Source organism: Carboxylicivirga mesophila (genome assembly GCF_018271975.1).
In the GTDB taxonomy this organism is placed as follows: domain Bacteria; phylum Bacteroidota; class Bacteroidia; order Bacteroidales; family Marinilabiliaceae; genus Carboxylicivirga; species Carboxylicivirga mesophila.
In genome coordinates, this window is the sequence record NZ_JAGUCN010000009.1 from 23347 (window position 1) to 47582 (window position 24236).

General features: G+C 43.6%; 25 protein-coding genes. 2 read left to right on the plus strand and 23 right to left on the minus strand.

Annotated elements, in window-relative coordinates; translation table 11 throughout:
• Nucleotides 1–12: 12 nt before the first annotated feature.
• From rplN to rpsL, 15 genes are all read right to left on the minus strand, one after another.
• Nucleotides 13–378, minus strand: a complete 366-nt coding sequence (rplN, locus tag KEM09_RS09130) for a 50S ribosomal protein L14 (RefSeq protein ID WP_212191476.1) — start codon at nucleotides 376–378, stop codon at nucleotides 13–15.
• Between the two features lie 2 nt (nucleotides 379–380).
• Nucleotides 381–635, minus strand: coding sequence for a 30S ribosomal protein S17 (rpsQ, locus tag KEM09_RS09135; RefSeq protein WP_212191477.1), 255 nt, complete (start codon nucleotides 633–635; stop codon nucleotides 381–383).
• Nucleotides 636–642: 7 nt separating this feature from the next.
• On the minus strand, nucleotides 643–840 hold the full coding sequence (rpmC, locus tag KEM09_RS09140) for a 50S ribosomal protein L29 (protein WP_212191478.1): 198 nt from the start codon (nucleotides 838–840) through the stop codon (nucleotides 643–645).
• A gap of 4 nt (nucleotides 841–844) precedes the next feature.
• Complete coding sequence (gene rplP / locus KEM09_RS09145; protein ID WP_212191479.1) at nucleotides 845–1276, minus strand: 50S ribosomal protein L16; 432 nt, start codon at nucleotides 1274–1276, stop codon at nucleotides 845–847.
• 30 nt (nucleotides 1277–1306) lie between these two features.
• Nucleotides 1307–2029, minus strand: coding sequence for a 30S ribosomal protein S3 (gene rpsC, locus KEM09_RS09150; protein ID WP_212191480.1), 723 nt, complete (start codon nucleotides 2027–2029; stop codon nucleotides 1307–1309).
• 7 nt (nucleotides 2030–2036) lie between these two features.
• Nucleotides 2037–2456 (minus strand): 50S ribosomal protein L22, encoded by a 420-nt coding sequence (gene rplV, locus KEM09_RS09155; protein WP_212191481.1) that lies wholly within the window; start codon nucleotides 2454–2456, stop codon nucleotides 2037–2039.
• Nucleotides 2457–2494: 38 nt separating this feature from the next.
• Nucleotides 2495–2764 (minus strand): 30S ribosomal protein S19, encoded by a 270-nt coding sequence (gene rpsS / locus KEM09_RS09160; protein ID WP_212227769.1) that lies wholly within the window; start codon nucleotides 2762–2764, stop codon nucleotides 2495–2497.
• A 20-nt stretch (nucleotides 2765–2784) separates the two neighbouring features.
• Nucleotides 2785–3609 carry a 50S ribosomal protein L2 gene (gene rplB, locus KEM09_RS09165; protein ID WP_212227771.1) on the minus strand — a complete coding sequence of 275 codons (825 nt, stop codon included), beginning with the start codon at nucleotides 3607–3609 and terminating at the stop codon, nucleotides 2785–2787.
• A gap of 5 nt (nucleotides 3610–3614) precedes the next feature.
• Complete coding sequence (gene rplW, locus KEM09_RS09170) at nucleotides 3615–3905, minus strand: 50S ribosomal protein L23 (RefSeq protein WP_212191484.1); 291 nt, start codon at nucleotides 3903–3905, stop codon at nucleotides 3615–3617.
• Between the two features lie 11 nt (nucleotides 3906–3916).
• Entirely contained in the window at nucleotides 3917–4546 is a 630-nt protein-coding gene (gene rplD, locus KEM09_RS09175; protein WP_212227773.1) for a 50S ribosomal protein L4, read from the minus strand.
• Nucleotides 4546–5163, minus strand: coding sequence for a 50S ribosomal protein L3 (rplC, locus tag KEM09_RS09180; protein ID WP_212191486.1), 618 nt, complete (start codon nucleotides 5161–5163; stop codon nucleotides 4546–4548). Before rplC ends, rplD begins: the two co-directional genes overlap by 1 nt.
• Before the next feature lie 20 nt (nucleotides 5164–5183).
• Nucleotides 5184–5489, minus strand: a complete 306-nt coding sequence (gene rpsJ, locus KEM09_RS09185) for a 30S ribosomal protein S10 (RefSeq protein WP_130642659.1) — start codon at nucleotides 5487–5489, stop codon at nucleotides 5184–5186.
• Nucleotides 5490–5507: 18 nt separating this feature from the next.
• A complete protein-coding gene (gene fusA / locus KEM09_RS09190) occupies nucleotides 5508–7619 on the minus strand; it encodes an elongation factor G (protein WP_212227775.1) in 2112 nt (703 codons plus the stop codon).
• Nucleotides 7620–7644: 25 nt separating this feature from the next.
• Nucleotides 7645–8121 carry a 30S ribosomal protein S7 gene (gene rpsG / locus KEM09_RS09195; protein WP_212227777.1) on the minus strand — a complete coding sequence of 159 codons (477 nt, stop codon included), beginning with the start codon at nucleotides 8119–8121 and terminating at the stop codon, nucleotides 7645–7647.
• Between the two features lie 115 nt (nucleotides 8122–8236).
• Complete coding sequence (gene rpsL / locus KEM09_RS09200; RefSeq protein WP_212227778.1) at nucleotides 8237–8620, minus strand: 30S ribosomal protein S12; 384 nt, start codon at nucleotides 8618–8620, stop codon at nucleotides 8237–8239.
• A gap of 321 nt (nucleotides 8621–8941) precedes the next feature.
• Between rpsL and KEM09_RS09205 the strand changes: the two genes are divergently transcribed.
• Nucleotides 8942–10495 carry a M28 family metallopeptidase gene (locus KEM09_RS09205; protein ID WP_212227779.1) on the plus strand — a complete coding sequence of 518 codons (1554 nt, stop codon included), beginning with the start codon at nucleotides 8942–8944 and terminating at the stop codon, nucleotides 10493–10495.
• 238 nt (nucleotides 10496–10733) lie between these two features.
• Nucleotides 10734–11624 (plus strand): ACP S-malonyltransferase, encoded by an 891-nt coding sequence (gene fabD, locus KEM09_RS09210; protein WP_212227780.1) that lies wholly within the window; start codon nucleotides 10734–10736, stop codon nucleotides 11622–11624.
• Between the two features lie 78 nt (nucleotides 11625–11702).
• Here the strand turns inward: fabD and acs are convergent, their stop codons facing one another.
• The 8 genes from acs to hisD form a co-directional block, all read right to left on the minus strand.
• Nucleotides 11703–13592 (minus strand): acetate--CoA ligase, encoded by a 1890-nt coding sequence (gene acs, locus KEM09_RS09215; RefSeq protein WP_212227781.1) that lies wholly within the window; start codon nucleotides 13590–13592, stop codon nucleotides 11703–11705.
• 137 nt (nucleotides 13593–13729) lie between these two features.
• Complete coding sequence (locus KEM09_RS09220) at nucleotides 13730–16726, minus strand: PEP/pyruvate-binding domain-containing protein (protein WP_212227782.1); 2997 nt, start codon at nucleotides 16724–16726, stop codon at nucleotides 13730–13732.
• A gap of 431 nt (nucleotides 16727–17157) precedes the next feature.
• Entirely contained in the window at nucleotides 17158–17796 is a 639-nt protein-coding gene (locus tag KEM09_RS09225; protein WP_212227783.1) for a hypothetical protein, read from the minus strand.
• A gap of 253 nt (nucleotides 17797–18049) precedes the next feature.
• Nucleotides 18050–19375 carry a hypothetical protein gene (locus KEM09_RS09230; protein WP_212227784.1) on the minus strand — a complete coding sequence of 442 codons (1326 nt, stop codon included), beginning with the start codon at nucleotides 19373–19375 and terminating at the stop codon, nucleotides 18050–18052.
• A 202-nt stretch (nucleotides 19376–19577) separates the two neighbouring features.
• Nucleotides 19578–20705 carry a bifunctional histidinol-phosphatase/imidazoleglycerol-phosphate dehydratase HisB gene (gene hisB / locus KEM09_RS09235; protein ID WP_212227786.1) on the minus strand — a complete coding sequence of 376 codons (1128 nt, stop codon included), beginning with the start codon at nucleotides 20703–20705 and terminating at the stop codon, nucleotides 19578–19580.
• Nucleotides 20706–20796: 91 nt separating this feature from the next.
• Entirely contained in the window at nucleotides 20797–21699 is a 903-nt protein-coding gene (locus tag KEM09_RS09240; protein WP_212227788.1) for an alpha/beta hydrolase, read from the minus strand.
• 12 nt (nucleotides 21700–21711) lie between these two features.
• The gene (gene hisC, locus KEM09_RS09245) at nucleotides 21712–22749 is read right to left on the minus strand and encodes a histidinol-phosphate transaminase (RefSeq protein WP_212227790.1); all 1038 of its coding nucleotides are present in this window, start codon (nucleotides 22747–22749) and stop codon (nucleotides 21712–21714) included.
• Nucleotides 22750–22864: 115 nt separating this feature from the next.
• A complete protein-coding gene (gene hisD / locus KEM09_RS09250) occupies nucleotides 22865–24151 on the minus strand; it encodes a histidinol dehydrogenase (protein WP_212227792.1) in 1287 nt (428 codons plus the stop codon).
• Nucleotides 24152–24236: the final 85 nt, after the last annotated feature.

Below are 24236 nucleotides of genomic sequence, written 5' to 3' on the forward strand. Positions count from 1 at the left end.
TCTCTTTGATGATTAAAGTACTTCAGGCGCCAACGATACGATCTTCATATATCCTTCCCTTACCTCACGGGCAACAGGACCGAAAATACGTGTTCCTCTCATTTCTCCGGCCTGGTTCAATAGAACACAAGCATTTTCATCAAAGCGGATGTAGGAACCATCTTGGCGTCTAACTTCTTTTTTAGTGCGCACTACTACAGCCTTGGTTACAGTACCTTTTTTAAGGTCGCCACCAGGGATTGCGCTTTTTACAGTTACCACGATACGATCGCCTACTCCGGCATAACGCTTCCTTGTTCCTCCCAGAACACGGATACATAATACTTCTTTGGCTCCACTGTTATCAGCAACTGCAAGTCTAGATTCTTGTTGTATCATGATTACTTAGCTCTTTCTAGAATTTCAACTAATCTCCAACGTTTAGTCTTGCTCAAGGGACGAGTCTCCATAATTTTTACGGTATCCCCAATATTGCAGGTGTTGTCTTCATCGTGCGCGTGAAACTTCTTGGTCTTTTTCACGAACTTACCGTAGATGGGGTGCTTTTCGCGGATCTCTACAGAAACAACGATAGACTTCTCCATCTTGTTGCTTGCCACAACACCAATACGCTCTTTTCTAAGATTTCTATCCATCTCCTAATTATTTTTCAGTTTGTTGCTTTTGACTCAAAATAGTCTTCAAGCGCGCAATGTTTCTACGAGTATGTCTAATCTGCATTGGATTTTCCAATGGCGAAGTAGCATGGTTTAACTCCAACTGTTGCAAAGCAGCAGTTTCAGTTTCGATACGCTCAGCTATTTCGCTAACACTTAATTCTTTGATTTCTTCTACTTTCATGTCCTTAAGCATTTGTTGATTCAACATAGTCTCTTCTCACAACGAACTTTGTAGTTACCGGAAGCTTTTGAGCGGCAAGGCGCAATGCTTCTTTAGCTACTTCGTAAGGTACTCCTTCACATTCTAAAATAATGCGTCCTGGAGTAACAGGGGCCACAAATCCTTCCGGACTACCTTTACCTTTACCCATACGTACTTCGGCTGGCTTTTTAGTAATCGGTTTGTCAGGAAATATTCTAATCCAGATCTGTCCCTGACGCTGCATGTAGCGCGTTACGGCGATACGAGCAGATTCAATCTGACGACCTGTAATCCATTTACTCTGTAAGGCTTTGATACCGAAAGATCCGAACGCCAGTTCCTGCCCGCGTTGAGCTTCACCCTTCATCCGGCCTTTCTGCCTTCTTCTAAATTTTACTTTCTTTGGTTGTAACATCGTTCCTAATCAATTAATGTGAAAGGAGAATTACTTCTTATTATTTCTTCTTCTCGGACCTCTACCGCCACCGCGGTTTCCACCAGTGCCTTTTTCTTTGGTATTGAAAGCTGGAGATAAATCTGGCTTACCATAAATTTCTCCTTTGCAAATCCACACCTTGATACCAATCAGACCCATTTTAGTCAGGGCTTCTTCCTGAGCATAGTCGATATTAGCACGTAATGTATGCAGTGGCGTACGGCCTTCTTTATACATTTCGCTACGCGCCATCTCAGCTCCGTTCAAACGTCCTGAAATCTGAATTTTGATACCTTCAGCACCCATTCTCATGGTAGAAGCGATGGCCATTTTAATGGCACGACGATATGCGATACGTCCTTCCACCTGACGAGCGATGTTTTTCGCTACAATAATAGCGTCCAACTCTGGTCTCTTTACCTCAAAGATGTTAATCTGAACTTCTTTGTCGGTAATTTTCTTAAGCTCCTCTTTCAGTTTGTCTACTTCCTGACCTCCCTTACCAATAATGATACCTGGACGTGCAGTGAAAACGGTAATAGTAACCAATTTCAAAGTACGCTCGATAATGATACGAGAGATGCTGGCTTTAGCTAAACGTGCATTGAGGTACTTTCTGATTTTGGAGTCTTCTAATAGCTTATCGCCATAGTTCTTTCCTCCATACCAGTTAGAATCCCATCCTTTGATGATTCCTAACCTGTTACTAATTGGATTAACTTTTTGTCCCATCTAGCTATTAGTTTTCTTGTGTTTCACTTGATACTACTTTGCTTGCAACACGCAACGTAACGTGGTTTGAACGCTTTCTGATACGGTGCGCACGACCCTGTGGAGCCGGACGTAAACGTTTCAAAATACGGCCTGAATCAACCGCGATCTCACTCACATACAAGTTGGCGTCTTCGATGCGAACACCTTCGTTCTTTTCTTTCCAATTAGCGATAGCAGAAAGCAACAGTTTCTCAACCCTTCTGGAAGCTTCTTTCGATGAGAATTTCAGCATATCCAGAGCAAGGTTCACCTCTTTACCTCGGATCATGTCGGCAACAAGGCGCATCTTCCGTGGTGAAGTCGGTACATTGCGAAGCTTTGCGAAGTAATCGGTCTTCTTGGCTTCCTTTATTTTTTCAGCTCTTATTCTTTTTCTTGCACCCATTTTTTACTGTTTAAAGAATTTAAATATTGGCAGGCCAATTATTTTTTCTTATTACCTCCATGACCGCGGTATGTGCGGGTTGGGGCAAATTCGCCTAATTTGTGTCCTACCATATTTTCAGTAACATAAACCGGGATAAACTTATTGCCGTTGTGTACAGCAATAGTGTGTCCTACAAATTCCGGTGAAATCATAGAAGCACGTGCCCAAGTTTTAATAACTGATTTCTTACCTGACTCGTTCTGTGCCAGAACTTTCTTTTCCAGTTTAAAGTCGATAAATGGGCCTTTTTTTAATGATCTGCTCATAATTCGTTTAAATTAACCGGTTATTTTTTCCTTCTTTCAATGATGTATTGGTTTGAAGCCTTCTTCTTGTGACGAGTCTTATAACCCTTAGCCAATACCCCTGTACGAGATCTTGGGTGTCCTCCTGAAGAACGACCTTCACCACCACCCATTGGGTGATCAACTGGGTTCATAGCCACACCACGTACGCGTGGACGACGACCCAACCAACGGCTACGTCCAGCTTTTCCTGAACGCTCAAGAGCGTGATCTGAGTTACCTACTGCACCTAAAGTAGCACGACAAGTAGTCAGAATCATTCTTGTTTCGCCTGAAGGCAATTTAACAACCGCGTATTTTCCATCACGAGCAGCCAACTGAGCAAAAGTACCAGCACTACGTGCCATTGTACCACCCTGGCCCGGACGCAATTCGATGTTGTGAATAATGGAACCTAAAGGAATCTCGCTTAATGGCAAGCTGTTACCGATTTCAGGAGCAACCCCTGTTCCTGAAGCAATTGCTTGACCTACCTGCAACCCGTTAGGTGCAAGAATGTACCTTTTTTCTCCATCAGCGTAAGCTAGCAATGCAATACGAGCACTCCGGTTTGGATCGTACTGAATTGACTCAACTGTTGCGTTAACACCGTCTTTATTACGCTTAAAGTCGATTACCCTGTATCTCCTTTTGTGACCACCACCGATATTTCTAACGGTCATTTTACCGGTGTTATTTCTACCACCAGACTTCTTTAATGGCCTCAATAAGGACTTTTCTGGTGACGCTGATGTAATCGTATCAAACGCACCAATAATTTTGTGTCTCTGCCCCGGTGTTGTGGGCTTTAGTTTTCTTACTGCCATTTTTATTAGATATTGCTATAAAAATCAATAGTATCTCCTTCAGCTAATGTTACTACAGCTTTTTTGAAGGAATTTGTTCTACCAACAATAACTCCACTTTTTGTGTAACGCGACTTTGATTTCCCCGCGTATACCATTGTATTGACAGACTCAACACTTACGTTGTATAACTCTTCAACAGCGTCTTTGATCTGCAGCTTGTTAGCTTTTTTATCAACAACGAATGCGAAGCGATTCAACTTTTCGCCAAGTTCTGTCATTTTTTCAGTTACAATCGGTTTAATAATAACTTTCATGACGAGCCTCCTTATGCGTTAAACAGTTTACCGAATTCTTCTACAGAACTTTCTACTAACACCAAGTTTTTAGCTTTCATGATGTCATATGTATTAAGTTCAGCCAATGTCACTACGTCAGCACGCTGAATATTGCGGGCAGAGCGGTAGATGTTATCGTTAGCCTCTTTTAACACTAATAATGAGCGCTGACCATTCATTTTCAGGTTAGCAATCATTGCAGCGTATTCTTTTGTTTTAGGCGCTTCGAAGTTGAAGTCTTCCAAAACAGTAATCATTTGCTGCTGTGCCTTGTAGGCTAGCGCAGATTTACGAGCCAACTGCTTAAGTTTTTTATTCAACTTAAAACGATAGTTACGTGGACGAGGACCAAATACGCGACCTCCACCAACGAACACAGGAGACTTGATACTACCCGCACGGGCGGTACCTGTACCTTTTTGTTTTTTGATCTTACGAGTACTTCCTGCTATTTCTGCACGTTCCTTTGACTTATGAGTCCCTTGACGATTGTTAGCCAAGTATTGTTTTACATCAAGGTAAATGGCATGATCGCTGGGCTCAATTCCGAACACCGTTTCAGGTAATGTTACCTTTCTTCCGGTTTCTTTTCCTTCTAATGTTAATACGTTCAGTTCCATTACTTTTCAATAATTAGATATGAGCCTTTTGCACCCGGAACAGAACCTTTAACCAAAATAAGGTTGTTCTCAGGAATTACTTTAATCACTTTCAGGTTTTCAACCTTTACTCTGTCACCACCGGTACGACCAGCCATGCGCATACCTTTGAATACTCTAGCAGGGTATGATGCTGCACCAATAGATCCAGGAGCACGCAAACGGTTGTGCTGTCCGTGGGTAGACTGACCTACTCCACCAAATCCATGACGCTTAACTACACCTTGAAAACCTTTACCTTTTGAGATACCAGTGATATCAACAAAAGAGTTTTCATCGAAAAGGTTCACATCAACAGTTTCACCTAATTTGAATTCGTTGTCGAATTCGTGGAATTCAACCACTTTACGCTTAGGTGCTGAACCGGCCTTTTTAAAATGGCCAGCTTCAGGTTTTGTTGTGCTTTTTTCCTTCTTGTCGTCAAACGCCAACTGTACAGCCTCGTAACCGTCAGTTTCCACAGTTTTGATCTGTGTAACTACGCAAGGGCCTGCTTCGATAACAGTGCATGGCACATTTTTACCATCGGCACTGAAAACGGATGTCATTCCGATTTTTTTTCCAATTAGTCCTGGCATTGTTTAAACATTTAAGATTATCACACTTTAATTTCTACTTCTACACCACTTGGCAACTCCAACTTCATCAAAGCATCGATTGTTTTAGCTGTAGAGCTATAAATATCAATCAAACGCTTGTAAGATGATAATTGAAACTGCTCACGTGATTTCTTGTTCACAAATGTGGAGCGCAACACAGTGAAGATACGCTTGTGAGTAGGTAGCGGAATAGGACCGCTAACTACTGCACCAGTGCTCTTAACTGTCTTTACAATCTTCTCAGCTGACTTGTCAACCAAGTTATGATCGTAAGATTTAAGTTTTATTCTAATTTTCTGACTCATAGTGGAGAACACTAATTCTTATAATAATTCTACTTTTCCTTTTGCTTCTTTTACTACTTCAATAGCAATCTGACGAGGTACTGTTGCGTACTCTAAGAATTCCATTGAAGAAGTAGCACGACCTGATGAAATGGTACGTAAAGCGGTTACATAACCAAACATCTCAGCCAATGGCACCTTAGCTTTTACTACACGTGCACCAGCTTTAGATTCCATACCTTCAACCTGACCGCGACGCTTGTTAAAGTCACCGATGATATCACCCATGTACTCTTCAGGAGTCACAACTTCTACACGCATGATAGGCTCCAATAACTGAGGCTTAGCTTGTGCTGAGGCTGATTTGAATCCCTGACGGGCACAAATTTCGAATGACAACTGGTCTGAATCGACAGCGTGGAAAGAACCATCGAATACAGTTACTTTTAGCGCTTCTACTTCACTACCGCACAGTACACCATTCAACATAGCTTCTTTGAAACCCTTCTCAATAGATGGGATAAATTCTTTTGGAATGTTACCACCTTTGATAATGCTTTCGAACTGCAGACCTGTTTTACCTTCATCTGCAGGTCCCATGCGGAACTGGATATCGGCAAACTTACCACGACCACCAGACTGCTTCTTGAATACTTCGCGAAGCTCAACTTCCTGAGTAATGGTTTCTTTGTATGTTACCTGAGGCTGACCCTGGTTACACTCTACTTTAAACTCACGCTTCAAACGGTCGATTAGTACCTCAAGGTGAAGCTCACCCATACCAGAGATGACAGTCTGACCAGTTTCTTCGTTAGTATTTACTTTAAATGTAGGATCCTCTTCAGCCAATTTACCAAGAGCAACGCCTAACTTATCCATGTCTTTTTGCGACAATGGCTCAACAGCAACACCAATTACTGGCTCTGGGAAGTCCATTGATTCCAAAACGATTGGATGTTTTTCGTTACAAAGTGTATCTCCAGTACGGATATCTTTGAAACCAACACCTGCACAGATATCACCTGCTGAGATAACCTCACGTGGCAACTGCTTGTTTGATTTCATCTGATACAAACGTGAGATACGCTCTTTCTTATCAGTACGTGTATTTAATACGTATGAACCGGCTTCAATTTTACCAGAATATACACGCATAAATGCCAGACGACCTACGAATGGGTCAGTAGCAATTTTAAACGCTAGTGCAGATAATGGTTCCTCTTCATCCATCTTGTACGAAACTTCTTCACCAGTCTTAGGATTAACTCCTTCGATGGTACCGATATCGCTTGGTGATGGCAGGTACTGGATAACCGCATCCAATAAACGCTGAACACCTTTGTTTTTAAAGGCTGAACCACACATCATCGGAGTAATGGTTTGAGCAATTGTTGCTTTACGAATTACTTCTAACATTTGCTCACGAGTGATTGAATCAGGATCCTCGAAATACATTTCCATCAGCTCATCATCGTGCTCGGCTACCGCTTCAACTAATTTTCCTCTCCACTCTTCAGCTTCTGCTTTCAAGTTTTCAGGAATTTCCTGAAGCTCGTAACGTGAACCCATTTGCTCATCATCGAACCAAACTACGGCTTTGTTTTCGATCAAATCGATAACACCTTCGAAGTTTTCTTCAGCTCCGATTGGAATTTGCAAAGGCACTGGGTTAGCACCTAACATTTCACGTACCTGACGCACTACTTCGAAGAAGTTAGCACCTGAACGGTCCATTTTATTTACGAATCCGATACGTGGAACATTGTACTTGTTAGCCTGACGCCATACTGTTTCAGACTGAGGCTCAACACCACCAACTGCACAGAATAACGCAACAGCACCATCCAATACACGTAACGAACGCTCTACCTCTACAGTAAAGTCAACGTGACCCGGGGTGTCAATGATGTTGATTTTGTTTTCAACACCTTCGTATATCCAGTTGGTTGTAACAGCTGCAGAAGTAATGGTAATACCACGCTCTTGCTCTTGCTCCATCCAGTCCATTGTAGCAGCACCATCGTGTACCTCACCAATTTTGTGAGTGATACCTGTGTAAAACAAGATACGCTCAGTAGTCGTTGTTTTACCGGCATCGATATGTGCCATGATACCAATGTTTCTGGTCTTTTTAAGATCTGCCTTTCCCATGACAATAATTTCTTAAATATTTAGATTAAAATCTGAAGTGAGCAAAAGCACGGTTAGCTTCTGCCATTTTATGCATGTCTTCTTTCTTCTTGAAGGCAGCGCCTTCTAAATTGTATGCAGCAACAATTTCAGCAGATAATTTTTCTGCCATTGATTTTCCGCTACGTTTGCGAGCGTATAAAATCAAATGCTTCATGCCGATAGATACTTTACGGGCCGGACGAATTTCTGTAGGAACCTGGAAAGTAGCACCACCAACACGTCGGCTTTTTACCTCCACCGAAGGAGTGATGTTTTCAAGTGCTTTTTTGAAATACTCCAATACTGGCTTTCCATCTTTTTCAGCTTTTTCAGCTACACGCTCCATGGCGTCGTAAAAGATTTTGAAAGCGATTGATTTTTTACCATCGTACATCATGTTATTCACAAACTGAGTAACAGTTGTATCGCTAAACTTTGGATCTGGTAAAATAATCCTCTTTTTTGGTTTACTTTTTCTCATCTCTTCTTTTGTTTACTTTGTTATCCTCTTGGCTGTCTTGACTAGTCTTCAATGCTATGCATTTACTCATCCAGTTAATTAACCAAGTAAACAACGCACTTCACAATGTCTTTAATTACTTTTTAGCAGCTTTTGGTTTTTTAGTACCATACTTTGAACGGCGCTGCGTACGTCCGTCAACTCCTGATGCATCTAATGCTCCACGCACTAAGTGATAACGTACACCTGGAAGGTCTTTTACCCTACCTCCGCGCACCAATACAATTGAGTGCTCTTGCAGGTTGTGTCCTTCTCCAGGGATGTAAGCGTTAATCTCCTTACCGTTGGTTAAACGCACCCTTGCTACCTTCCTCATGGCAGAGTTAGGCTTCTTTGGTGTAGTGGTATACACCCTCACACACACGCCTCGACGTTGAGGACATGCATCTAAAGCACGTGACTTACTTTTTTCCACCTGCTTGTTTCGTCCTTTTCTAACTAACTGATGAATTGTTGGCATAAAATTTAAATATATTGCATTAAACAATTTCGTTCTAAACGGGGTGCAAAGGTACACTAATCCCTTATAAAACCCCACTGATTTTCAGCCTTTTTGACAACTTTAGACAAAAAAGCGCTGCAAAAGTACTAATTTTCAATGAAAAAAGAACAAGCCTTGCTTTATTTTTTTCTCAATCAATCTATATTTTCTCTCTAGAAAACAATTTGTTAGTTCAGGCAGCGGGAAACAATGAACATCATTCCCCCATTATCGACAAACAAGCCCTTGACAAACCAATTTCATGCCATAATTTCGCCTATCTAAAAAAAACTTGTGAATATGAAGACGCTAAACATTCCACTTTTCCTGAGCCTACTCGTTTTTAACCTGGGAGCATTTGCGCAGGAACATATACAACGCGGACTGGCCACCATTAACCGTAATAGCCTTGAAGCACAACTGGCCTTTTTATCATCGGATTGGTTTGAAGGACGCGAGGCGACTACCAAAGGCGCATATATGGCTGCCGACTACCTGGCCTCGCTATACCAGTCAAACGGTCTTTCGCCATTTACTGATAACAGCTATTTTCAAAAAGTTCCTTTGCTGGTGGCTCATGCACCCCACAAAGCCACAATCGCACTCAAAACCAATGAACTTGAAACAAAATACGCATTTCCTGAACATTTTAGAGCAGAAAGAATCCACGCGTCATTTGCATTGGAGGCAGCACCTGTTTGGGCAGGTTATGGCATTAACTCCGGGCAGCTAAAAGAGGTAAATACAGGCAGGAGCAAAGGCAAAATTATGATTCGCTTAACCGGATTGCCAGAAGCGACGGAAGGCAGTAAACTTCAGCAACTACTTAGCCAGCAAACAGAACAAGAATTACACACTATTAAAAAGCAACTGCTGGAACAGTCGGAGGCAGTAGCCATCCTGGAATACGACGTAAATGATCCAAACCTAGAGGCCTCGATTGCTAAAACACCGACTTATGAAGCCGCAGCAGAACAGGTACTTAACAAGCGTTCATCAGGTATTTACCAGAAAAGCTTATTTCTAACAGACGAACCTAGGAAAGGCCCCTATCAGTTTAAAGTGTCTAAAGCTATCATGGAAAGCCTCATCCCCAACTTTGAGCAATTCCTAAACAACTATCTGGCCGACCTGCAAAACCTGAGCATCAACTCCAAAGTTCCATTCTCTGCCAGCTCCCTGAAACTTGAAGCCGAAGCACATGTGGAGCTGAAGCAATGTAATAATGTAATTGCTATGATTGAAGGCTCCGAAAAGCCTGAAGAGGTGATTGTTGTTGGTGCCCACTACGATCACCTGGGTAGTTACAATGGTTACATCTGGAATGGTGCTGATGATAACGGCTCCGGCGCTATTGGCGTTGCTGCCATTGCCAAAGCATTCATGGCGACTGGTGTACAACCCAAACGCACCGTGATTTTTGCCAACTGGACGGCTGAGGAAAGAGGCTTATTTGGCTCACGGTACTTTGTTAAACACTTTAAAGATATCGACAAAATCAAATACTACCACAACTACGATATGATTGGCCGCAGCTACAACTATGAACAACCCGACTCAGCGGTATCATTATTATATACTAAAGAATGGGCTCAAGCAGAAACATTGTGTAAACAATACAACAAAGAGTATCAGCTTGGCTTAAAAATAAACTTCAGCGCCTGGGACAACCCCACCAGCGGCAGCGATAATGCACCATTTGCTAAAAAAGGTATTCCTATCATGTGGTTTCATACCGGCGGACACGAATCATACCATATGCCATCAGATCATGTTGACAGAATAGATTGGCAGAAGCTGGAAGCCATAGTAAAAACAAGCTTTCTGACTCTTTGGAACTTAGCTAACGAATAGTCGAAAACACAATTGGTGAAGTTTTTATTAGGAGCAAAGCAATTTTATGCTTTATCTTTGCCCAGATAAATTTAACGCATTAATGGCTCTCGTCAACCGTGAGCCTTTGTTGTTTGCAGCATAAGGCACCTAATACCGGGATGAGTACCATTAAAATTTAAATTATTAAGCAGGTCACAAAAAACAACAATTATCGTTCTTAACAACACTTGTGACCTGCAAAATAAAACAAACAGATATGAAAGCATTTGTATTTCCGGGCCAGGGTGCCCAATACGTTGGAATGGGTAAAGATCTTTACGAAAACTCACCAATGGCGAAGGAACTATTTGAAAAAGCAAATGAAATTTTAGGTTTCCGCATTACCGATCTGATGTTTGAAGGAACTGACGAAGACCTGAAACAAACAAAAGTAACACAGCCAGCCATCTTTTTACACTCTGTGATATTAGCCAAAACACTCGGCGACGCGTTTAAACCAGAAATGACAGCCGGACATTCACTGGGTGAATTTTCAGCTTTAGTTGCTGCAGGCGCTATGAACTTCGAAGACGGACTAAAACTTGTTTCGCAACGTGCACAGGCCATGCAAAAAGCTTGCGAGATTGAGCCATCAACCATGGCTGCAATCGTTGGCCTGGAAGATGCCATTGTGGAAGAGGTATGCAAAAGCATTGAAGATGTTGTGGTAGCGGCTAACTATAACTGTCCCGGCCAATTGGTAATTTCAGGTTCAATTGCAGGTGTTGATAAAGCATGTGAGCTATTAACTGAAAAAGGAGCCAAGCGTGCCCTTAAGTTACCTGTAGGAGGTGCCTTCCACTCTCCTTTAATGGAACCAGCGCGTACTGAACTGGCTGCGGCAATTGAGGCTACTGAATTCAGCACCCCTGTATGCCCTATTTACCAGAACGTAAACGCACAGGCTGTAACCGATCCGGCTACTATTAAAGAAAATCTGGTTGCTCAGTTAACAGCTCCTGTTCGCTGGACACAAACAGTACAAAACATGATTGCTGATGGCGTATCATCATTCACTGAAGTTGGTCCTGGTAAAGTACTACAAGGATTGGTAAAGAAAGTGGATCGCAAAATGGAAACTAACGGATTCAGCACTTACCAAGGCTAAAAATAGTTCGTTAGTTCATTTGACTAATAGATTTATAGATATAACAAAGGCAAGCTTTTCGGCTTGCCTTTTGTTTTGTTAATCATCCAAAGTACTCAAGTCGCCTTCATCTTCACCCAGTGCTCTGGCCTTTAACACCCGACGCATAATTTTCCCGCTTCGCGTCTTCGGCAACGATTCGGCAAAGATCACCTCTTCGGGCCGGGCAATGGGTCCCATTACCTTGGCTACATGATCGAGGAGTTCCTTCGCTAATTCTTTGGTTCCGGTCAATCCAGCCTTAAGAATCACATACAGATGTATGCCACTTCCTTTTAGTTCATGTGGCAAAGCGATGGCAGCTGCTTCCGCAACATCGGAATGACTGACTGCTGCACTCTCGATTTCTGCAGTTCCCAAACGGTAACCACTTACTTTTATCACATCATCACTTCGCCCGATAATCCAGAAATACCCATCCTCGTCCTTCCGGGCCGAATCACCGGCATGATAATACTTCTGCTTCTCAAACTTTGACCAATAGGTTTCGTTATAACGGTTATCATCTCCCATAATGGTGCGGGCCATGCCAGGCCACGGATTTTTAATGACCAGGGCTCCCACCTCATTGGCAGCTACATCATTCCCCTGCTCATCAACCACTCCCACTTCGTGCCCAAAGAACGGCTTGGTAGCTGAACCAGGCTTTAGTGGAGTAACAGGTAGCGGTGTAATCACAAATCCACCTGTCTCGGTTTGCCACCAGGTATCCATAATTGGGCACTGCTTCTTACCCACCACTTCATGGTACCATCTCCATGCTTCAGGATTTATAGGTTCGCCAACAGAACCCAATAAACGCAAAGAACTTATATCATGTCGGTTGACCCACGATTCTCCATAACGCATTAAGCCCCGAATGGCAGTAGGTGATGTATATAAAACGGTAATACCATATTTATCAATCATGCGCCACCACCTATCAGGGTATGGATGATTAGGCGCCCCTTCGTACATAAATATGGTAGAACCATTGATTAGAGGCCCATACACCATGTAACTGTGCCCGGTAATCCATCCCGGATCGGCAGCACACCACCAGCGATCTTCCGGTTTAATATCGAATACCATACGATGCGTAGCTGAAGTATAAACACTGTACCCGCCATGCGTATGTACCAGTCCTTTGGGTTTGCCCGTTGAGCCAGAAGTGTACAACAGAAACAGCATATCCTCAGCATCCATTTCTTCTGTTTCGCATTTATGGCTGGCAATAGGCAATGCTTTTAAATCGTGATACCAATAATCACGGTCGTTCTCCATGTATACCTCCTCGCCTGTTCGCTTAACTGTAATACACACCTCCATGGTGGGTGATAGCTCCATGGCTTTATTCACAATATCTTTCAGGCGGGTTGGTTTACCTCTTCTAAAGCCACCATCAGCAGTAATAACTACACGACTATTGGCAGCATTAATACGTTCAGCCAAAGCTTCATGACTAAAGCCCCCATATACCACACTATGAGCTGCTCCAATTTTGGCGCAGGCCAGCATCGCAAATATCTGCTCTGGTATCTGCGGCATATATATGGTGACAATATCCCCTTTATGCACACCCATTGCCTTGAGTATATTGGCAAACTCACACACCTCACGATTGAGCGCATGATAGGAATACGTTTTCAGATCGCCTGGCTCACCTTCCCATATAAAAGCCAGTTTGTTACGATTAGCCGTCTTGAGGTGGCGGTCGATAGCATTTTGGATGATATTGGTTTTACCCCCGGTAAACCATTTATAAAACGGATGATTAGAGTCATCCAGGACTTTATCCCATGGCTTATACCAGTCAAGTCGTTTGGCCTCTTCAGCCCAAAAGCCTTCCCTGTTTTTAATCGATTCATGGTATAAATCATCATATGACTTAACGGTGGCATAATCCATCACTTCCTGCGACGGATATACGAAATCTTTTGAGTCCATCATAAAACTTCAGCTTATCTCTTTTGGTTAATAATGTGATTGTCACCAAGATATAAATTGAAAACTTTATTTACAATATTTTCAGACTCTTTATTCTTAATAGTATTCATAAGAAAAGCCTTCTAAAAGGCTTTTCTCAACTATTCAGCAATGTTGTTATCGTTAATCACAATGGCTGCTTTTTGCTTTTTGCCATCCATAAGAATGGTTAAAGGCTGCTCAAACTCCACATGACGGAAGTATTCTGTTTCCCTCACAAGTTTCTGCTGCTTAAGAGTATCCAAATTAACAAACTGTTCTTCACTATTATGGTGCACACTAAAATAGCCCACATTCATAGATGTGACATTATGAAAGAAATGTGAGCCCAATGAGGCATCCAACGGGAAGTTAGGCAATCCCATCTCTACAATAACCCTGGCATGAGATATTTGCGACCAGAATACCGGAATACCGGTAAAACGATCACGGGTTCCCCATCGGCCAGGGCCAATAAGTACATATTCTTTTCCCTGCTCTTCGAAATACTGATTAATAGCCGCCATTTCAGCCCCCATTTCTGCTGTTTTGGTACGATCAAACACATCAATATTCATATACACCACATCTTTAATATGCTTAAGTCGTCCGTTACCCATTCCTTTGATGGATTGAAGTAACAACTGACTATTGCTAACCTCATCAAAGTTAATGTCGGCGTTATTCTCAATACGTATCAGTGGTTTAATCTGCAGCAGGTAAAGAGTTGGCAGGTTACGTCTTCCCGGTTCAAGGTCAACAGCAAACTCAATTTCAACAGGTGCTCCCATAGCCTCTTTGAAGAAGCGCAACAGCATATCCAGTGTTTGCGAAAGCGGAATGTAATCGTACTTGAGGATATTGGAGAAGTTAACGACACGAGGACCGCGCTTTGTGAAGTCATTCACCATGCGATCGTAGTTGTAGTCATACACCGTGGCGCAGTGCTTCAGGTTACCATCCTCTTCGGCCTCTTTGATGGCAAGCTTAACGATAGCAGCATCTTCACCCCCTTTTTCAAGGCAGAAATCTGTTTTATCAAGGTCAAGCGCATAAAAATAGGCTTGTGAATCTTTTATCTGATCCTGAATAGAATTAAGCTCCAGCTTTGGATGCTTAGGACAGAAACGATAAGCCTTTTCACCGCCCACAACATACTTACCCAAACCGACAGCCAAAACAGCAAACCCATCTTCGGGCTTCATATACGAAAACGGATAATAATTATAAGACTGCGCCACCCCACTAATGTTAGGATAGAAGCGATCGCCCACCTTGCCGCCTACCACTTCCTGAATGATGACAGCCATCTTCTCCTCTTCAATCTTATAGTTAACCGCATCAAAATAGGCTTTGGCAGGATCACTGAACATAGATGCATACACCAACTTAACGGCGGTACATAGCTGACGGAATCGCTCATTTACATCGGGATGATTGTTGGGCACCATATAAGTGGCATACACCCCTGCAAAGGGCTGTAACAGACTATCCTCAAACAGTCCGGAAGAACGCACGGCCAGCGGCTGGTCCATCACCTCAACATACTGCATCAGTTTCTCATTCACCTCATCACTCAGCTCCGACTTTAAAAATAAATCTTTGATGGCTTCATAATCGCGGCCAATAAAGGCAGGCGTATAGAGGTTATTTTTTTCGATAAAGTGCGTGAACTCGCCGGCTCCAATTATGGTTGTTGATGGGATACGTATATTAATGTCATCGATGATATTATCAAAATTGATATTCTCGATGAAGTTACTGAGAAAAGCCACGCCTCGTCCCTTACCGCCGAACGAACCTTCGCCAATGCGCACGATATAACGACAGCTTTTCACCATCTCCTTATCAAACATCACCACCTTACCGCGCAGCCTTTCCAAGCGTACATCCTCAAAAATTTCCAATATGGCTTGTCGCAGCTTGTTGGAGCTTTCGAAATCCTCAATGCGATAGGGCCTCAGTCGCTTGGCGATGGTAATCTCACCGCGAGCCATCAGCCAGGTAGATATCCCGTTTCGGCGGGCGTGATACAGCAATGATTCGGGCGTCACCTCTTCGATGCACTCCACAAACTCCTTAAGATTGCGGGCCACAGCTACTTTAGCACCTCGTGTATTTTTAAACACAAAATTACCAAAGCCCAGCTTCTGATGAATGAAATTATAGATATCAAGAGATAAGCTGTCGGAGTTCTTATCAATAAAATCGGAGTTAATGGCTTCGGCCCTTAAGGCATTAGCCGGGTCAGATGACTGCAGCAATGTAGGTATAATCGTTAACGATTTAACATACTTGATAAGTTCAACGCCAGCGTCTTCATCTTCCTTGCCGTTACGTGCATATTTTACATCGGAGATAACACAAATAAGGTTATCGAGGTATTTATCCACAATCTCCACGGCATCCTCATAATTACTGACCAGTAGAATTTTTGGGCGCACCCGCATCTTCATGATCTTATGCAACTGATCGCTCGATTCTTCGGCCAATATAGCCTGTGTCTGACTCATAATAATGGAATACAACAGCGGCAGGTAGCGGGTGTAGTATTTCTGCGAGTCCTCTACCAGCAGGATGACACGCACATCGCCCACCTTCACATCCTTCTCCACGTTCATCTTGTCCTCCACATACTTAATCATGGCCAGAAACACGCGCGAATCACCATTCCAGACAAATACCTTATCGATGTGCTCGATGTTACCACTGCCTTCGTCGAAAAACTTCAGGTCGGCATTATTATTCACCATTAGCAGAATGGGCACCTCCGGCTGTATCTCCTTGAGGCGGGCACTCATTTGCAGGGGCAGCTGCTTATCGAGGCCAGCCATAACAATAATCATGTCAAACTCTCGCTCCTGCATCAGCTCCTCAGCTTCATTAATAGTAGCCACACTGGAGATGCGCGGTGCTGTAAAAAGATTGAGCTGCAGGTATTCGCCAAAAATCTTATCGAAAAAGCGCCCCTCGCGCACAATACTATAGGCATCGTAATGGTTGGCAATAAGCAACACCTCTTTTACCTTAAAAGACATGAGTTCCTGAAAGATATCACGGTCGCTGCGTTTGCGGTTATATATGGTAGATAGTGTTAATTCGTCGATGTTGTTGTTCATTGGGCAGATACTAGACAATTATAAATTAGCTTGCTAAACTCTTAAAACAAAGAAGAGCAAATTAAGTTAAAATTGTTGGCATGGGAAGAAAAGCGAGGTGATTTTGGTCAATGAGGGGCCATGCTGTGCAGCAGGCGTTCTTTCGTAATCTGTGCTAAGAAAGAATTAATACTAACTGCAAAGCCTGTCTAATAAAGTCGGGCTTTTGTATAACTATGCGTTTTGAATTGAGCATTAGCTGGCAATGTGCAGTACTGTTAACTATAGAGGAGAAAAAGAGTTGCTGGATATGTTTATATTCAATTCAGTTTCAGTAAATGTTTTATAGTTACAAAACCGATGCTTATCCATTTGCCAACCGATAGTTATCGGTTTTTAAATGGATAGCTATCCGTTTTAAGGCTCTAGCAGAGCGCAGTCTGCGACTACGCTCAATGAATAAAATGATCCTTTCTCAGGCGTTTGGCTACACGACGTGATAGGTAGTTATTCAAGGTGTCATACCCAGCGTAAATACCATTCACTACAATTTCACTTATCCATTTATAATTGTCTAAATCATTGACATCGTACAAGTAAACATTGTAGCTTGAATTGGGTTCTTCACGCTCATTGGTCACAGAACTATTTTCGTAATAAGTGGTGACATATTTAGAGCTTGTCCAATAATCGCCAAGGTTCACGACCAAAATGGCCTCACAGCCCGAACGTTTTAATTGGTTTTTAAATTGTTCGTAAGTATAATCTTCATCGGGCAAAAAAGCTTCCGTCGATTTTATAATACGTGGAAAACCACCCGGACTTATATTACGCTCGAGTGACTTCTCGAGCTGCTTGCGGAATTTGAGATAAGAGATGTCGTTAAAATTACTGCGTACATTATTGTTGTAGTTTCCCTCAGTGAATCCTTTAAAATTATTGCCTGTGGTAAATACAAGCATCATTGATGAATAGGGACGCTGGGCAGGGCTTTTAACAATAGAAGTAATGGAAGATGAAGCACAGCTGGTTAATAATACAGCTAATAAATAAAGAATAACTAATCGTTGAGGCAAGGTATTACAATTCATAACTTTCAATATTACATGGGGGTGTTATTTCCTAAGAACGTCTGTCCAAAGGCAATTAGCAATTATGTTTTATGAAAGCTTTCAGATATTAGACAAACCCGATGGGGCTTGCACGTATCTAATAACAAAATGATTGATAAAGCATTTTGCTTATATTATGGGTTATACCGATTACGAATCACAGATTGATTAAAAACAAGCCCATCAGCATAACATACTGACGGGCTACTCTAACAACAAATATCAACTACCATTATTGCATTACAACCGATACATTCTGATTGCCTTGTTGAATAACAACAGATGCATCGTTACTACCGTGCTGCTGTACCAGCGCTCTGTTCATGTTACCTTGCTGACTAACAAAAGATGATAAGTGAGACCCCTGCATTTCATTAACAGCACGATTGCCTTGTCCGTTTTGATTTACAACAACCAGGTCATGGCCACCCGAATGGTCAACCCTTGCTACATTAGAGCTGCCAGACTGCCCAACATATATACTTGAATGACCACCATTTGACTCCACAACACCCCGGTTGTCTTCTCCATTTTGGCACACTCTTACTACACCATGACCCCCTTTACGATCGATACGCGCCACATTACCGCTTCCTGATTGATTGACTGTAGCTGTGCTATGTCCCCCTTTTGAGTAAATGACGGCCCGGTTGCCATCCCCCGATTGTCTTACAGCAGCAGTACTATGTGCCCCTTTCTGATCAATCAGAGCTGTATTACCTGTTCCATTCTGCACAGCGGCTGCAGTTAACTGATTGCCTTGCTGGGCAACCTTTGCCAGGTTATTATCACCAGCCTGACGAATCCGTACTAAGTGCCCCGAACTTCCTCCCTGGCTTGCAGAGGCCCTGTTATCATGACCGTTTTGAATTATCCGGGCAGTGTATTCCTGTCCTTTGCCTTGCTTAATATTTGCCCGGTTACCATTACCATTTTGTGCTATTACAGCAGTTCCTCCATGCGATCCGGTCTGAATCTTCGCCCAGTTATCCATACCGTGCTGCGCAATAAAAGCAGTATTATTACTTGCTCCCTTATGCCCATCTCCATGCTCTCCATCTTCATGAGAAGAACCTCCTTTATCGCCTTTGCCACCGTTGCCGCATTGACCACTATCGTGCCCTTCATCATGGCTATCGTCATGCTCATCAATGCTACTGCTTTGCTCAATTGCTGCCATATTCAAAGAACCTGTCTGCACAATTCTGGCTGTGCTATTGGCAATACTTTGCAGGGTACCTTGCTTAATAACTGCCCGTGAACCTGCACCGCTCTGGTCAATTACAGCACGTACACTGTTCACGCCCATATCGGGTAGGCTACCTTGGTGAATTCCAGCCTGATTACCAGACCCATTCTGCCTGACAACTGCGACATTACGCTCAGCAGCTGCTGTGGCATTACTCATCTGATTCACCCTTGAGCGGTTACTTGTTCCGGTTTGATCAACTAACGACCTGTTATAGTCACCTTCCTGATTGGTAACAGCTGTATTTTGTGCCATCACCATTGATGAACATACTAGAAGTCCAATCAACAATTTCATTTTTGTTCTCATAGTGAAAGTTTAGAAATTACAATACCCACCCCCGCACATCATTAACAAACAGCAAGTTAGAGCCAATAATTTCTAAATTCAATTCACTCATCATCAATGGTTCCTAAAAAGTGACGAACACCTTCCAGAATTACATGAACAAAACCATATCATAGACCAAAGCATTGACAATCATTTAGGTACATTATTACCCAATAATAAACTACAGCATTTCTTTAGTACTTGGCAAACGGTTATTAAACGGATCTTTACGTATAGCAGCCCTAATGGCTTTGGCCAGAGCTTTAAAGATGCCCTCGATTTTGTGATGCTCGTTTTTTCCTTCGGCCTTAATGTTCAGGTTGCAGGCGGCAGCATCGGTGAAGCTCTTGAAGAAGTGGTAAAACATTTCGGTAGGCATGTCGCCAATCATCTCGCGCTTAAAGTCGGCCTCCCACACCAGCCACGAGCGCCCACCAAAATCTAGCGTCACCTGTGCCAGGCAGTCGTCCATGGGCAGGCAGAAACCATAGCGTTCAATGCCACGCTTATCGCCCAATGCCTTTTTTATAGCCTCGCCCAGCACAATGGCCGTATCCTCAATGGTGTGATGCTCGTCGACATGCAGATCGCCGTCCACCATCACTGACAGGTCGCAGCCCGAGTGGCGACCAATCTGTTCCAGCATATGGTCGAAAAAATGAAGACCCGTATTGATGCTGCAAATGCCTTTCCCATCCAGGTTGATGGACACAGCAATTTTTGTTTCGGCCGTGCTACGTTCAACGGTGGCGGTACGCTCCGTTGCAAACAAGTGTTGCGTCACATCGGCCCAGCTGGCACTACAGAGCGAGCAAACATCGGCCAACCCGGCAGCCTCCAGCTCCTTGGCAGCCACATCAGATTCCTTCAGGTAGATGGCTTTACATCCCAGGTTTTTAGCCAGCTCCACATCAGTCAGCCGGTCACCAATCACATAGGAATTGGCCAGGTCGTAATCACCCTCAATGTATTTGGTGAGCAAGCCGGTACGGGGTTTACGTGTGGGGGCATTCTCTTCAGGCAAAGAGCGATCGACAAGGATATCGGCAAACACAATGCCTTCGTTTTTGAGTGTTTGAAGCATCTTGTTCTGTGCCGGCCAAAAGGTCTCTTCGGGAAATGAGTCGGTCCCCAGCCCATCCTGGTTGGTCACCATCACCAATTCAAAATCGAGCTGCTCAACAATGGTGGACAGGTTCTTGAACACGCCCGGGTAGAACTCCAGTTTTTCGAGACTATCCACCTGGAAGTCCACTGGCGGTTCTATTATTAAGGTACCATCACGATCTATAAAAAGTAGTTTCTTCATGTTTTAAATAGTATCAAGATTTGAGTATCAAGATGATTTGCAGCTTACCAACCGCCCTGTGTCTTGATACTTTTGTCTTATGTCTTTCTGTCTAATACTTCATCACATTCGTTTTCAACCAGACTTCAAGGTATTCCGTCCAATACGCTACAGGACGTTTGGCATCAAAACCAAAGCCATGGCCGCCAATGGGCAGTATCACCTTGGTCACGTTCCCGCCTTTTTCAAATAAATTATTCGCATACCTGTATGTATTCTCAACAGGCACGGCCCCATCATCGAGCGAATGCACCAGCAGGGTTACCGGCGTTTGTTCACTCACTTGCTTCTCCAGTGAGAAATACTCAACCATGTCCTGTTCAGGTGCATCCCCAATCAGGTTCTGACGGCTCCCCATGTGGGTACAGGTTGTGTCCATGCTGATAACCGGGTACATCAGTACCGAGAAATCAGGCCGCACCTCCTCCGAAGTCCTCTCCTTATCAACCGGATTGGTAAATAAAGTAGATGCCGATGCCGCCAGATGACCGCCGGCAGAGAAGCCTATAATACCGATTCGTGATGGATCAATATGCAATTCTTTAGCCCGTGAGCGAACCAAGTAAATAGCTTGCTGCGCATCCATCAATGGAACAAAAGCCGGTTTATCAAACAAGTCATCATCGGGTAAGCGGTATTTTAACACAAAGGCTTCAAATCCCTGCTGATTAAACCACTCAGCTGCCATAAATCCTTCATGATCGATGGCTTCGATTGCATAGCCGCCACCGGGAACAATGATGACAGCCGGCCTGGCCTCACTTCCCTTTACCGGGTAATGATACAACTGCGGAACGGTTACACGCGAAATACGGTAATCAACATTTTGCTCTTCAACCTCAAGGCCTTTGCTAAAGGGTACACTACCCTCCCAGAGGTCAATAACCTGCTTTTGACTATACATTTGGAACACACTCAAAACTAATAAACTGATTACAAACAGACTGTTTTTCATTGGATTAAGATACTATTTCGGGTACATATTTAAAGCTTCTGTCAACTGCTTATTTTCTTCCGGAGTCCCTACTGTTATTCGCAAACAGCCGGCACACAAGGCTACCGATGAACGATCACGTATGATGATTTGCTTTTGGACCAGATAGTCATAAACACCACGGGCATCGTCCACCCTCACAAGCAGGTAATTGGCATCGGATGGATATACCTTTTTTACAAAATTCAATTGCAACAGCACCTCTTTCAAATAAGTACGCTCTTTTAGAAGCAACTCAACCCATTTCTGCTTTTCATCGACTCTTTCCAGCAACTCCAATGCTTTTTCCTGTGTAAGTATATTAATATTATAGGGATATTTAATATTACTCAGCACTTTTATCAGCTCAGGCGCTGCAAAAGCCATTCCCAGACGAATACCCGCCATTCCCCAGGCCTTGGAGAAAGTTTGTAAAATCACCAGGTTAGGATTCGCGCCCAGCTTCGACAGCCAGCTCTTTTCCAGAGCAAAATCGATATAGGCCTCATCCAGCACTACAATGCCCTCAAACTCACTCACCAGTCTTTGAATATCTGCCTCAGCCAGACAATTCCCTGTGGGGTTGTTGGGCGAACAGATGAACAACAGCTTGGTGCGGTCGTCGCAGTCCGCCAGCAGGCCATCTGTATCCAGTTCAAACTCCTTTGTCAGCAATACCTTGCGCACTTCCACATTGTTAATGTCGGCCGCCACCTGGTACATGCCATAGGTCGGATCGATCGAAACGACATTATCAACGCCTGGCTCGCAAAAGGCTCTGAATAATAAATCAATGGGCTCATCGCTGCCATTCCCCAGAAATATTTGTGCCGCATCAATCCCCTTTAGTGCAGCAATCTTTTCCTTCACCTTGCGCTGATAAGGGTCGGGGTAGCGGTTATAGGGCTGATTATACGGATTCTCATTAGCATCCAGAAAGACAGCCGCCTCACCAGTGTATTCATCGCGTGCCGATGAGTAGGGCTTTAGGTTCTTAATATTTGAGCGTAATAATTGGTTCAGTGGTTTCATGTATATAAGCTTATAGCTGATAGCTGTTAGCTACTTGCAGCTTGATAATAATATAGTATCAAGATGATTCAGAAGACACAAAATAGTCTTATGGCTTGATACTTCTGTCTTGTGTCTATTTACTCATTTTCTTTAATCGAATCGTCACTGCATTTTTGTGCGCCATCAATTGCTCTGCTTCGGCCATTGTTTCAATCGCAGGTCCCAGCTTGGTCAGTCCAAAAGCACTAATCTTCTGATAGGTTATCTTTTTCATGTAACTATCCAGATTGACACCACTAAATGCATTGGCATAGCCGTGTGTTGGAAGGGTGTGGTTGGTGCCCGAGGCATAATCGCCTGCACTCTCGGGCGAGTAATTACCTAAGAATACCGAACCCGCATTGCTCACTTTATTGGCAACCTGCTCATCATCACGCATGGCGATGATCAAGTGCTCAGGCGCATAGTCGTTGCACATGTCGAGCATCTCCTCCACCGTTTTGAGTACCACCAGGCGGCTATTGGCCAGGGCCTTTTCGGCAATTTCCTTACGGGGCAAGGCCTGTAACTGCTGCTGCACTTCCTGCTCCACCTCATCAAGAAAAGACTCTTTATCGGTTAATAAAATCACCTGACTATCGGCGCCGTGCTCCGCCTGCGAAAGCAGATCAGATGCTACAAAAGCCGCATCGGCACTCTCATCGGCCAGCACCATCACCTCCGATGGTCCGGCCGGCATGTCAATGGCCACATCCTTGAGGCTCACCAGCTGCTTGGCTGCCGTTACAAAGCGGTTACCCGGGCCAAATATTTTAGCCACCAAAGGCACCGAAGCGGTACCATAGGCCATGGCTCCGATGGCCTGAATACCTCCTAACTTAAATATGCGGCTCACGCCCACCAATGAAGCGGCATACAGGATGGCCGGATTAACCTGGCCATCGCTGTTGGCAGGCGTGCACAGCACTACTTCTTTACAGCCAGCAATACGGGCAGGAATTCCCAACATAAGCACCGTTGAAAACAGAGGCGCAGTACCCCCCGGGATGTATAGTCCCACCGAATCAATGGCCACACTCTTCTGCCAGCAACGCACACCAGGCATGGTCTCCACCACTTCGCGCTGTGTTTTTTGCGACTGATGAAAGGTTTCAATATTTTGCTTTGCTATCAGTATGGCATCTTTCAAATCACTGCTAACTGCCATGCAGGCCTCATCAATCTCTGTTTGCGACACTTCAAGCGTATCCAGATCAACACCGTCAAACATGCGGGTATACTTAATTAAGGCGGCATCGCCATTTCTTTTGATATCATCCAGTATACCTCGGGCAGTATCATATACATCTTCCAAACCGTTATCGGGACGTTCCAATAACTGGCTCCATTCATTTTTGGGGGGATAAAGAACTTTCTGCATTGTATTTTCAGCTTATAGCCAAGCCCCTGGGCAAAGGCTACTCCCTTATGCGGGATAATTTTAACTCATATTACTTCTATCTGAC